This is a genomic window from Actinopolymorpha sp. NPDC004070 (assembly GCF_040610475.1).
In the GTDB taxonomy this organism is placed as follows: domain Bacteria; phylum Actinomycetota; class Actinomycetes; order Propionibacteriales; family Actinopolymorphaceae; genus Actinopolymorpha.
Window position 1 is genome coordinate 91,093 of the sequence record NZ_JBEXMJ010000012.1, and the last position, 11,765, is coordinate 102,857.

Below are 11,765 nucleotides of genomic sequence, written 5' to 3' on the forward strand. Positions count from 1 at the left end.
GTCAGCTCCCCGCGTCCGCGGCCGGGAAGACCGTGAGCCGCAGGAGAGTGTTGCCGTACGGCACGAGCTCGATCCGTTCGGTCTCCTCCGCCAGGCGCTCGGCAAGGGTGTCCGGCGCGGGCAGCGGCGGGGTCAGGGTGAACCGGCCCTCGACCTCGCGCTCGACCATGCGGAACCGGCCGTTCTCGAACGACGGCAGCAGGCGGCTCACCCGTTCGGTCTCGACCAGAGCCCAGTCACGGACGCGGCGGGCCGGCACGCTGACCCGTACGGCCGGAGCGTCGACGTCCAGCGGGAACGCGTCGTTGTCGTCGGTGTTCGTCCACACCACCTCGGCGGCGTCGGCAAGGTTCCTCTCGTCGACCGCCAGCGCGTACGCCCACTCACTTTCCGGCACCAGCTTGTACGCGGGGAATTCGGGCAGCCGGTGCTGCGGTCCGGACAGCCGGAACTCCACCGGCGTCTGCTCCCAGTCGTCCTCGGTGTCGACCGTGAGGGTGGTGGAGACCGGCAGACTCAGGGTCAGCGGGCCGAGTTCGAGGCTGATCCCGCCGTCTGCCCAGCGCCTCGACGTCAACGGGAACGGCAACTTCACCTCGACCCGGTCACCTGGCTGCCACTCGCGGTCGATCCGGCAGAGGGTGCCCGGGGTGGGAGTCTGGTCGACCGGCTCACCGGCGACGGTGACAACCGGTTCTTGACACCACTTGGGGATGCGCACCGTGAAGGTGAAGCGGGCGGGACGTTGCGGGGTCACCGTGAAGGTGACGCCCTGCTCGAAGGGGTACCTCGTCTGCGCCTCGATCGTCACCGGGGTCCCGGCAAGTGACACCTCGATCCGGCTCGGGCCGAACAACGCGGCCACGATCTCGTCGTCGTCGCCTGGGCCGCGCATCCACATACGCTCGACGTAGTTCGGCAGCGCCCGCTGCACGTTGCCGGTACAGCACTGCACGGGGTGACCCGGACGGAACGACATCCGGTTGTCACCGCGCGACATCGGGTTGTGGTTGCTGGCGTTGGTGGCGACCACCTGGTTGGTGCAGGAGAAGTACTGCAAGGCGGTGAAGTCCTTCGTCACCGCGCCGGGAAGCGCGTTGAAGACAACGCGTTCGAGCCGGTCGGCGTAGCGCGGGTCTCCGGTGATCTGCAGCAGGTGCCCGAGCGACCAGGTGTGGTCGGAGATGGTGCAGGTCTCGTGGGACTCCAGCGGTCCGTTGCCGCTCATCGCCTCAGCGCCGGAGTGAAGTCCGTCGGCCAGCAGGTGATCGCGTTCGACCTTGGCGTACGCGTGCACCGTCGCGTCCAGGTTGTCGCGGTCACCGGTCGCTGCGTACATCAGCGCGCCGAGCTTGGCGAGTTCGTTGAAGCTCACCCCGTGCGTGGTGACCGGCCGGTCCGAACGCATCCCGGTCAGGGTGAAGTCGCGGCCGTGCTCGCTGTCCTGGGCGTTGAACCGCGCGTACAGGTCGGTCGCCTGCTCCAGCAGGTCGGGCTCACCGGTCTCGGCGTACAGCGCGAGCAGGATCTCCACCCCGGACACATCGCGCGCGAAGCCCATCGGATGCGGCGTACTGCGGTAGTGGCGGACAAGTGCGTCGAGCAGCCGCCGGTCACCGGTGAGGGCGTACTGCGTCAGGACGGCGCGGAAGAAGACGAGGTACGCCCACCGGTGGCGGTCGCGGAACATCTCCGGGCCGATGAAGCCGTCCGGTGCCGCGTTCGCGATCGCGCCCTCGACCTGCGCCACCGCGAGCTTGCGTACCGACTCGTCCCCGGCGAGGAATCCTGCCTTGAGCGCGCCGTCCACCCAGTACGCCGTCTGTTCGTACGGCCACCAGGCCATCGCCGGGTCGGCCACGTCGGGCAGCCGGGACGGGTCGTCCCAGAACGTGTGATCCAGCGGATAGCCGCTGGCCTGCGGGTGCCCGGTGATCCCGGCGCACTGGCGCCGGAGGAACTCCAGCAGCCAGCCCCGCGGACGGACCTGGGCCAGCCGAACCGGCTCGTACCGGGCGTGTGGCAGTGCGGCCATCGCAGGCTCCCGAACGTGGTCAAGGGGGTGGCGATCTCCGCCAGTCTCCCAGAGTGCCGTCACAGGTAGGTGCTGACCGGTGTCCACGAGGTCAGGACCGGCCAGAACCCGGTCGGCAGGTAACCCGATGGAAGGAGCGGCTTTCATGTCCGTGGCGCATCTCGTGGTCACCCTCGCGACAGCCGTCTGGGTGGGCTTCTCCGCACTCTCCGTCTTCGTCCGTGCGAAGTGGGTGGTAGGGCCGCTCGCGGAGTACGGCGTTCCACGGTCCTGGTGGCCGTGGCTGGGTACGGCGAAGGCGGCGGGATCCGTCGGGCTCGTGGTCGGGCTGTTCGTTCCGTTCGTCGGTGTGGCGGCGGCCGTGGGCCTGGTTCTCTACTTCACCGGGGCGGTGATCACGGTCCTGCGGGCCCGCTCGTACGCGCACGTCCCGTTCCCGTTGCTGTATCTCGCCCCGGTCGTGGCCGTGCTGGCACTGGGCCCGGGGAGCTGAGCGGCCCGTGAACGCCCTGCTCGGGTCGCCGCCTACGAGCCGTAGGTCAGGTCGGAGCACGGGTTGTCCGCGGCCGTGCGGGTCTGGGTCGCCGGTAGCGACCGGTGGGCGGAGCGCACGCCGGCCGCCTTCGTGGATGCCGGCCGGTAGTCGGTGCCGAGTACGAGGTCGACTCCCTTCCCGGTGATCGGCTGCAGTGGGGCGTGGGGGACGACCGCGGCGAGTGCACTCGCGTCGGCCCTCCGTCCCGGGCCGTACTCGATCAGGGTGGTGCCGTGGTCCTGTGACCGCGCGTTGGTGGTCCGGGTGACCCTGAAGCCGGCCGCTCGGAGCCGACCGGCCGCACCGGCGGCGAGGCCTGAAGTCCTGGTGCCGTTGAAGACGGAGATCGCGATGCCGTGCCCGGTGTTCGTGGTGCGGTGGGCGCTGCCGGCACCCACAGGTTGGTCGGCCCGCAGCGCGAACCACAGATCCTCGGCGTCCGGATAGACCAGCCGAAGGTGGGAACCTTCGAACCGCCACGGCACCGTGACGAACCTGATGTCGTGCAAGCCGAGGTTGCGCATCGACATGGCGAAGCCGAGCAGCTTCGTCGCCGACCCCAGACCGGGATCGACGGTGAGGGCCTTGGTGGCCGCATCCGCCAGCGGTGCCAGCCTGGTGGGGTCGAACCCGGTCGCGTGGATCTTCGCGGCAAGGCTGGACAGAAACGCCTGCTGGCGTTTGATCCGGCCGATGTCGGATCCGTCGCCGATGCCATGGCGGACCCGCACGTAGTCCAGTGCCGTACGTCCCGAGACGGTCTGCATGCCCCTGCCGAGAACCAGGTTGCCGCGACGACCGAGGTTCGGGTTCAGGTCGCCTGCGTACACCTTGTTGGGGACGCAGACGCGTACCCCGCCGACCGCCTTGGTGAGGGCGGCGAACCCTTCGAAGTTGACGACGATCGTGTGGTCGACACGCATCCCGATCAGCTTCTCGACGGTGTTCTGGGTGCACGCCGGGTTGCCGGCGGCAGTGAGCCCCATCGTGAACGCGGCGTTGAACATCGTCCGGGACTGCGGTGCGGACCACGTGCCGTCGGGTAGGCGGCATCGTGGAATGTCGACGAGGGTGTCCCGCGGAATCGACACCGCCACCGCGTGCCGGTGATCGGCGTACACGTGCACCAGAACGGCCGTGTCCGAGCGCCCGATCGCGGCACCTCCGCCGCCGAGGGTGCGGTTTCGGACGCCTGTGCGCGAGTCGGACCCGAGCACCAGCACGTTCTCCGGTGTGCCGCCGGCGGTGTTCGCCTTCAGTGGTGGCGGTCGGTGGGTGGCGATGCCGCTGGCATCGAAGGTGCTGACGTTCCCGCTCAACCGCGACAGGGCGAATCCGGTGACCACGGCGATGATCACCAGTACGGCCGCGAGCACCAACGCGGTCAGACGTAGGGCCCGGCTTCGTCGGTGTGAACGATATGGAGGTTGTGGACGGAACGAGTGATCTCCCTGCGCGCCATCACTCATGCCCTGGTCCTTTCGCCTACGCCTCCTGCTTCCCGGCCGCCCGACAGGTCGCCCGCTCGGGGGGATGCCGGGAAGGCGCGCAGCCTACAAGCTTTCTGCGTGCCGCCTTCGTCCCGGCAACGGGTCGAGGGCACCCGACGTGATCGCGCCGGGTGCGCGCCGTGGCAATCTATGTGGCGATGTTGTGGGTCTCCTGTGCGTCGTGGGCGACAGCACCTGTGAACTTCACAAAGAGCCGGCAAACGAAGGGCAATTTCCTCGCCGACGACCAGTGACGAGATCGCCGGCCACTACGACCGGGAGGTTCTGGGAACGATCCCACAACCGTGACGGGTCAGGGCGTGGGCGCGTCGTCGAGCAGACGGGCCAGGGTGCGTAGAGCCATGGTGCTCATCGCCGGATTGGTGTGCTGGTAGTACCACCCGGCACCCATCGCCTGCTCGAACGCCCACGCCTTGCCGCGTTCCCACTCCAGGTCGTCGCAGCCGAGTTCGCGACGCAGAACCTCCCGCGGACCGGCCTCGAGCAGGTGCCAGGCGCCGACCAGTTCCAGGGCCGGGTCGGCGGGGCCCAGACCGCCCACGTCGAGGACGCCGGCGAGCCTGCCGTCCGCGACGAGGACGTTGCCGGGAATGAGGTCGCCGTGGCTGATCACGTCCGGGACGTCGCCGCGGGGCAGGTCCCGCCATTCGGCCCACAACCGGCGAAGCCGTGGGACGTCGAGCAGGTGCTCGCTCTCCCGGAAGCAGGTCTCGATCCACTCCTCGTGGTCGGAAATCGTGCCGCCGCGTCCGGAGCCGCCGAACGTGCGACCGCGTACGTCGATCGTGCGTACATCGCGGATGAACTCGACCAGGTCGTGGGCGAAGGGCTCCGACGCCGAAGGGTCGGCCTCGGTGGCGATGACTCCGGGAACCCAGGTCTGGACCGCCCACGGCATCGGATAGCCGAAACCTGGTTCACCGAGGCCGAGCGGCTCGGGGGTGGGGAAGCGGGTCCGTCCCAGTAGTTCGCGGGCCGCGTCGGCCTCGCTCTCCAACCAGCGCCGCGCCTCCTCGGTTTCCTTCGGCTGCAACGGAAACCGCGCGGTCAACCGTTCGCCGAGGCGAAAGATGGCGTTGACGGTACCTGTCGAGGCGAGCTGCCGGATGGGCAGGTCCCCCCACTGCGGGAACTGGCTGCGAACGAGTTCGGAGACGACGTGCGGCGAGATGGTGAGCTGGTCGGTATGCATCTGCACGCGTGGAGGATGCCGTTCGCCGCCGTACGGCCGCAAGCTCGTTTACGGCACCGGTTGCGTATTGACCAAACGGCCAATACTGTTGGCCGCATGGTCAATAGGGTGCCGGCCGGACGCGCCCAGCCCGCGGTGGCGTCCGCACTGATCGGGATCTACGCCGTGCTCGCACTGAGCACGGTCGCGGCGCTCGTTGTCCTCTCCGAGGCGGCGCCGGCGCGGGCGACGCAGGAAGCCTGGAGCCACGCGGTGATCGTGGCGGTCTTCGCCGTGGTGCTGCTGCTGCGGTGGCGCGCCGCGCGCCGGGGCAGTGACCGCGCCTTCCGCGCGGTCCGGATCATCGCCGGTGTGCTGCTCGCGGCGAACCTCGTCGAGGCATGTCTGCCCGTCTTCCCCGGCTGGATGCGGGTCGAGATGGTGGTCATCGCCGCGGTGATGCTGACCGTCTTCGTCGCCCTGGCCCGCCATGCACGTAAGCGCTGAGCGGGTGACTTGCTCGCCGGCGCAGTCTGGCCCAGGGTGGACCCCGTGACGTCCACCCGCGGCCCGCGCCGGCGACTGAGTGAGGACACCAGGCGGGGCCAGATCGTCCAGGCCACCGTGAAGGTGGTCGCCGAACGCGGCTACGGCAATGCCTCGCTCTCGGCGATCGCCGAGCAGGCGGGAGTCTCCAAGGGCCTGGTCTCGCACTACTTCACCGACCGGGACACCCTGATGGAGCACACCGCACGCGCCACTCTGGTGGAGTTGCGGAGGACCGTCGTCGACGGCCTCGACCTGTCCGACCCGGTACCCGAGATCCTTCGGGCCGCGATCCGCCGCGTCGCGCATCTGCGTGCCACCCACGCGCCCCAACTCGATGCCATCGAGCAGATCGTGCTCAACCTCCGCGACCCCGACGGGACGCCCCGCATCGGCATCGACGCGTACGAGGAGACCTACCAGGGGCAGGAACAGCTGTTCCGGCGGGGACAACGCGAGGGGGACCTGCGTGCGTTCGACACCCGCGTCATGGCCGTCACCTACCAGAGCGCGGTCGACGCGATGCTCGGCCAGCTCGCGGCCGACCCGAAGGCGGATCCGGATCAGTACGCCGACCACCTGACCGACATCATCCTGGCGGCCATCCGTGCCTGAGCTTTCGACTGTGGACGTCGGCGAGGTGCGTCTCGCCTACCGTGTCAGCGGCGACCCGGAGTCCCCGCCACTGGTCTTGTTGCACGGCGTCGGGTCCGACGGGTCCAGCTGGGACCCGGTGGTGCCGGGCCTCGCCGCGGACTGGCGGGTGTACGTACCCGACCTTCGTGGGTTCGGCCGCAGCGACTGGCCGGGCCGTTACTCGTTCGAGCTGATGGCAGCCGACGTGCTCGGCTTCCTGGACGCACTCGACCTGGACCGGGCGGTGCTCGTCGGTCACTCGATGGGTGGAGTCGTCTGCTACCTGCTGGCCCAGGACCACCCGGACCGGGTGAGCGCTCTCGTCCTGGTGGAGACGCCGCCACCGCTGCCGCAGCGTCGTCCCGAACCGCGGCGGCCGGACGGGCCGCTCGGGTTCGACTGGCCGGTACGCCCCGCCATCGTCGGACAGGTCAACCGTCCGGACCCGCGCTGGTGGGAGCGGCTCGCCGAGATCGGTGCGCCCGCGCTGGTGGTCGCCGGAGGACCCACGAGCCCGTTCTCCCAGGAGGAGATCGAGGCGATGGCGGCACGGCTGCCGGCCGGTGAGTTCGTGACGGTCGCCGTCGGCCACGGGGTGCACAAGGAGGCGCCGGAGGAGTTCCTCGCAGTGGTACGCCGCTTCCTGGCCGGCGTAGGAGTTCGGTGAGGTCCCTCGCCCGGGGGAGGGAACTCCTGCGACCGGGCGACGGCGTGACCGGCCTCTCCACGCAGGATGGGAGCCATGCGTACCGCGACGTGTGTGGCCCGGAACGGGACCTTCGAGCCGCGGCCGGGAGTCCTCGGCCCGAGGGACGGGCGGCGACCTCCGCGATGGGCTGTGCGTACGGCGCACCTGATCACGGTGATCCTCCTCCCGTCCGGGCTGTGGCGCGTGGCCGTGGCCCTCGGGCTCTCGATGGGCATCAGCAACGCCGCCGGCGTCGACGCCTCCCTGGGATTCGTGCCCGGCTGGCAGGCGGTCGCCATCCTCGGGCTCACGGCGCTGTCGGAGGGAGTCGGCCTGTTGTCGCTGGGGCTGGTCCGGCCGTGGGGCGAGGTGTTCCCGCGATGGATGCCGTTGATCGGTGGCCGTCGCGTCCCGCCCTTGGGGGCCACGGTTCTGGCGGCCACGGGTGCGGTCGCACTGACGGCGATCTGGACCTTCGCCACCGTGAACTTCTTCGTTCTCACGGTGTTCGGCCCGCCTGGAAAGGGTTTCGCGTTCGTCAACGGCTGGTGGGAAGCTCTACTCATCGCGTGCTACCTGCCCCTCCTGCTGTGGGGGCCGCTGCTGTTCGCTCTCACCTGGGCCTACTACCGCCGCAGGTACCATGACTGATCACCACGTGACAACCACGTCTTGACGGGAGACCTCGCCGTGCCCCACTTCTCCACCACCGACGGAACCCGCCTCGCGTACGAGGACTACGGATCAGGTTCGCCGATCCTCTTCATCGCCGGTTGGTCGCTGTCGGCGGACATGTGGGAGTACCAACTGCCCCACTTCGTCGAGGAGGGCTACCGATGTGTCCTGCTCGACCGTCGCGGGCACGCCCGGTCCGATCGGCCTTCGACGGGGTACGACCTGGACACGCTCAGCGCCGACATCGCCGCCCTGCTGGAGCATCTCGATCTGCGCGAGGTGACGCTGGTCGCGCACTCCTTCGGCGGAGTCGAGGTGGCGCACTACCTCGGTGCGTACGGCACGGAGCGGGTCAGCCGGACGGTGTTTCTGGCGGCGTGCCTGCCGTCGATGCGCCGCAGCGAGGCGAACCCGGAAGGACTGCCGCAGGAGGCGATCGACGCCACCATGGCGGGCCTGCGCGCGGACCGGCCGCGGTGGCTCTACAACGGCAGCCAGGCCTACTTCGCCACGCAGTTCGGCAACACGGTCATGCCCGGGATGATCGAGGACACGATCCGGCAGATCATGAACACCGCGCCGATGGCATCCCTGTGGGTGCAGCAGGCCAACCTGGAGGCCGCTCACGAGGACGAGCTCGCCAAGCTGGACATCCCGGTGCTCGTCCTGCACGGCGCGGCCGACGCGTCGGCGCCGGTGCACTTCACCGGGCGGCGCACTGCCGCGATCGTTCCCAACAGCGTCTACCGCGAGTACCCCACGGCCGGCCACGGGCTCTACGTCACCCACGCGGACGCGGTCAACGCCGACATCCTGAGCTTCATCCGTACCGGCGGACTCTCCGAGGACTAAGGTCTGCCGGGCGTTTTCCGACGCGGACCACGGCGTACCGTCAACCGGGGTTCGAGCCGCCGAAGACGATGCAGAACGGATGACCCACCGGGTCGACGAAGACCCGGAACCCCGACTCGCGCTTCGCCGGCACGCGCCGGGCACCGAGCGCGAGGAGTTGCTGCTCGGCCACGTCGGCGTCGCTCACCCGGACGTCGAGGTGCATCTGCTGCGGATGGTCCGGATCCGGCCAGCGCGGCGGAACCCACTGCTCGGCTCGCTGGAACGCCACCTGTCGCATGCCGGGCTCCGAACCGATCACGACCCAGTCCTCGCTGTCCTCGTTCACCCGCATCCCGAGGATCCGGCAGTAGAAGTCCGCGAGAGCGCGCGGGTCGGGGCAGTCGATGACCGTCTTCTCGAATCGTCCGATCATCGGCGCAGTATGCACCCGTCAGAAGTCGATGCGCATGACGGCGCGGTTCTTGGTGGGCCTGCTCACCTCGGCCATTCCGGCGGCCGCAAAGGTTGCCCGGGTGCCGAGATGGCTGGGCTCGGTGAGGTGAGGATAGGCCTCCAGCGCGCGGGCGCCGCGGCGGCGGGCGAAGTCGACGGCAGCGCCGGCGAGTGCCAGGCTGATTCCGCGGCGGCGGAAGCCTGCCCGGGTGAGGAGACAGGTCACCGCCCAGACGCTGTCGTCGTTCTTGTCCTCGGTCCGGCCAACCCAGGGGATCGGAACGTTGCGGAGCAAGCGTGGGTTGGCAGAGCGCGGATCGACAGCGCACCAGCCCACGGGTTCGCCGTCGAGGTAGGCGACCAGCCCACTCGTGGCCGGAGCGTTCGGGTGACCGCCGGCGGTCTGCTCGCGAAGGCGCGCGGCGAGGCGCTCTGGTCCGAGGTTTGCCCACGTCTCCTTGGGCAGCATCTTGTACCGCTGGCACCAGCACCTGGACGGATCTCCGCTCGATCCGAAGATCGCTTCCAGGTCCTGCCAGGACGCCTCGTTCGCCGGGACGATCGTGAGTTGGTCGTCGGTGACCCGCGGTCCCCTGGGGCCACCCGGACGGGCGGAGGGTGCGGCCGGCCTGCGTGGCGCTTCCGTCCTGCGCTGCCGTCGGCCGGTCGGCTGATCGACGGTGGTGAGCCGGACCGTCACCGCGTCACCGATGCCGAGCCCCAGCGGCTTGCGTACGGCGTCCTTGAGCGGGAGGACGTAGCCGCCGTCCTTGGGCCACAGCGACGTCGACCACTCGGTGGAGTCGATGCGCGCCCGGACCGGGAGCATCCCCCATCCGTAGCTCGCGTCCGGTGAGGACCCGTGCAAGGAGAGGCTTTCCTCCTTCGGCACGGTGACGAAGTAGTACGGCGCCGGGCCGCGCCACTCCCAGATCTCGCCGCTGACCTCAAGATCCATCTCCGCTGCCTCTCCGGTCGCCGCTCCGGCCGCATCCCGCGTGGCGTCGAGTATCGCGCACCGGAACGGTCCGAAGCGATGAGTTCGGGCGGCGCGGGCGGTCGAAGGCACGAGACGGTCGTCGACCGACGGGCAGTCGATCTTGTTCCCGTGGAGCTGTAAGGAGCGGCACCGATGACGAAACCCACGACCGCACCGATCCGGCTCTACATGTCGATGTCCCTGGACGGCTTCGTCGCCGGTGTCGACGACCGGCCCGGCCAGGAACTCGGCCGCGGCGGCGGACGGTTGTTCAACTGGCTGGACGACCGGATGTCCCCCGGCGTGAACGGACAGATCTACGACGAGGCGCTCGCGACCGGGGCGTTGATCTCCGGGCGGCGTACGTTCGAGCTCGCTGGTCGCTGGAACGGCGACCATCACGACGGCGTTCCCATCCACGTGCTCACCCATCACGTCGACGAGGGGGACGAACCACCGGGCACGGTGAAGTTCCACACCGACGTCGTTGCCTGCGCCACCGAGGCCCGTGCCTCCGCGGGCGACCGCGCGGTCATGGTGCACGGTGCCGGTGCGGCGCAGGCGTTGTTGCGGGCCGGTCAGCTCGACGAACTGGAGATCCACCTCGTTCCGGTCCTGCTGGGCGCGGGCCGCCGGCTGTTCGGGCCGATGGACGGCAGCGTCGAACTCCAGCTCGTCCGGCAGCTGGAAGGCGCAGACGCGACGCACCTGCGCTTCCGCGTCCTACGCTAGATCGAGCGTCGGGCCAGGATGCGTCACACGTCGCGTCTCGGCCACCGGCGACGACGGATCGCAGGCGAAAGTGGCTTGCTCGGGCTCGTCATACGGATGAGGCTAGGCAGATCGTCATATCCGTGTGAATGCGCGTTCCCAGGTCGTCGGCGACGGACGAGGAGAGCAGATGAGCTACGGACAGGACATGTTGTCACTGACGCTGCGGCGACGCGACGACGGCGGAGAACCGGCGACATCGACGGCGGAGGTGTCCGCTTCCCAGACCGCGCTGGTGCTCTGCGACGTCTGGGATCACCACTGGAGCCGGGGTGCGGCCGAGCGTGTCGACCTGCTGGCGCCGGTCATCGACCAGGTAGCCCGCCACCTGCGAGGCGCCGGCGTACTGATCGTGCACGCGCCGTCGGACACCCTGGACTTCTACGCCGCACACCCGGCACGTCAACGGGTGCTCGACGTCCGGACCGTGGAGCCGCCGGACGCACCGGCCCTCCCGGAACCACCGCTTCCGATCGACGACTCCGACGGCGGTTCGGACACCGGCGAGACCTCGTGGTCCCCGGTCTGGACCCGCCAGCACCCTGCCATCGCGGTCGAGGACGAGGACGCCATCTCCGACGACGGCGGTGAGATCTACAGCCTGCTCCGCCAGGAGAAGCGTGATGTCGTTCTGGTCGCGGGGGTACACACCAACATGTGTGTGCTGCGCCGGTCGTTCGGGCTGAGAAACCTGGTGCGGTGGGGCCTGTCGCCGGTTCTGCTGAGGGACCTGACCGACGCGATGTACAACCCCGCCATGCCGCCGTACGTCAGCCACCAACGCGGGACCGAACTCGTGGTGGAGCACATCGAACGCCACCTGTGTCCGACGGCGCTCGGTGCCGATCTGCTTCCACAGGCCTGACGAGCCGAGCCGGAGAGGATCGCATGGCCTTGGCGACACTGACCACGACGTACGTATGTGAGGTGA

13 protein-coding genes are annotated in these 11,765 nt (G+C 69.4%); 8 read left to right on the forward strand and 5 right to left on the reverse strand.

The genetic code is table 11. The features are described 5' to 3' along the window. Position 1 precedes the first annotated feature (1 nt). A complete protein-coding gene (locus tag ABZV93_RS21835) occupies positions 2 to 2,035 on the reverse strand; it encodes a beta-L-arabinofuranosidase domain-containing protein (protein WP_354939037.1) in 2,034 nt (677 codons plus the stop codon). Positions 2,036 to 2,180: 145 nt separating this feature from the next. Between ABZV93_RS21835 and ABZV93_RS21840 the strand changes: the two genes are divergently transcribed. Continuing rightward, positions 2,181 to 2,528, forward strand: coding sequence for a DoxX family protein (locus tag ABZV93_RS21840; RefSeq protein ID WP_354939039.1), 348 nt, complete (start codon positions 2,181 to 2,183; stop codon positions 2,526 to 2,528). 32 nt (positions 2,529 to 2,560) lie between these two features. Here the strand turns inward: ABZV93_RS21840 and ABZV93_RS21845 are convergent, their stop codons facing one another. Together ABZV93_RS21845 and ABZV93_RS21850 are read right to left on the reverse strand one after the other, a co-directional pair. Then, positions 2,561 to 3,946, reverse strand: a complete 1,386-nt coding sequence (locus ABZV93_RS21845) for an LCP family protein (protein ID WP_354939041.1) — start codon at positions 3,944 to 3,946, stop codon at positions 2,561 to 2,563. A gap of 427 nt (positions 3,947 to 4,373) precedes the next feature. Continuing rightward, the gene (locus tag ABZV93_RS21850) at positions 4,374 to 5,273 is read right to left on the reverse strand and encodes an aminoglycoside phosphotransferase family protein (RefSeq protein ID WP_354939279.1); all 900 of its coding nucleotides are present in this window, start codon (positions 5,271 to 5,273) and stop codon (positions 4,374 to 4,376) included. A gap of 96 nt (positions 5,274 to 5,369) precedes the next feature. On the opposite strand from ABZV93_RS21850, the gene ABZV93_RS21855 reads away from it, so the two are divergent. The 5 genes from ABZV93_RS21855 (at position 5,370) to ABZV93_RS21875 (ending at position 8,649) form a co-directional block, all read left to right on the forward strand. Beyond that, complete coding sequence (locus tag ABZV93_RS21855; protein ID WP_354939043.1) at positions 5,370 to 5,759, forward strand: hypothetical protein; 390 nt, start codon at positions 5,370 to 5,372, stop codon at positions 5,757 to 5,759. Positions 5,760 to 5,804: 45 nt separating this feature from the next. Then, a complete protein-coding gene (locus tag ABZV93_RS21860; RefSeq protein WP_354939045.1) occupies positions 5,805 to 6,413 on the forward strand; it encodes a TetR/AcrR family transcriptional regulator in 609 nt (202 codons plus the stop codon). Further along, the gene (locus ABZV93_RS21865; RefSeq protein ID WP_354939047.1) at positions 6,406 to 7,101 is read left to right on the forward strand and encodes an alpha/beta hydrolase; all 696 of its coding nucleotides are present in this window, start codon (positions 6,406 to 6,408) and stop codon (positions 7,099 to 7,101) included. The genes ABZV93_RS21860 and ABZV93_RS21865 overlap by 8 nt, the downstream gene beginning before the upstream one ends. A gap of 75 nt (positions 7,102 to 7,176) precedes the next feature. Further along, positions 7,177 to 7,773, forward strand: coding sequence for a hypothetical protein (locus ABZV93_RS21870; protein WP_354939049.1), 597 nt, complete (start codon positions 7,177 to 7,179; stop codon positions 7,771 to 7,773). A gap of 21 nt (positions 7,774 to 7,794) precedes the next feature. Beyond that, complete coding sequence (locus tag ABZV93_RS21875; protein WP_354939051.1) at positions 7,795 to 8,649, forward strand: alpha/beta hydrolase; 855 nt, start codon at positions 7,795 to 7,797, stop codon at positions 8,647 to 8,649. Positions 8,650 to 8,689: 40 nt separating this feature from the next. Here ABZV93_RS21875 and ABZV93_RS21880 read toward each other — a convergent pair whose 3' ends face one another. Both ABZV93_RS21880 and ABZV93_RS21885 read right to left on the reverse strand, forming a co-directional pair. Then, a complete protein-coding gene (locus tag ABZV93_RS21880; RefSeq protein ID WP_354939053.1) occupies positions 8,690 to 9,064 on the reverse strand; it encodes a VOC family protein in 375 nt (124 codons plus the stop codon). A gap of 18 nt (positions 9,065 to 9,082) precedes the next feature. Beyond that, positions 9,083 to 10,042, reverse strand: coding sequence for a GNAT family N-acetyltransferase (locus ABZV93_RS21885; protein WP_354939055.1), 960 nt, complete (start codon positions 10,040 to 10,042; stop codon positions 9,083 to 9,085). Positions 10,043 to 10,216: 174 nt separating this feature from the next. Here ABZV93_RS21885 and ABZV93_RS21890 point away from each other — a divergent pair, with 174 nt between their 5' ends. Together ABZV93_RS21890 and ABZV93_RS21895 are read left to right on the forward strand one after the other, a co-directional pair. Continuing rightward, complete coding sequence (locus tag ABZV93_RS21890; protein WP_354939057.1) at positions 10,217 to 10,795, forward strand: dihydrofolate reductase family protein; 579 nt, start codon at positions 10,217 to 10,219, stop codon at positions 10,793 to 10,795. Between the two features lie 169 nt (positions 10,796 to 10,964). Continuing rightward, complete coding sequence (locus tag ABZV93_RS21895; protein ID WP_354939059.1) at positions 10,965 to 11,699, forward strand: hypothetical protein; 735 nt, start codon at positions 10,965 to 10,967, stop codon at positions 11,697 to 11,699. The last annotated feature ends 66 nt before the right edge of the window (positions 11,700 to 11,765 follow it).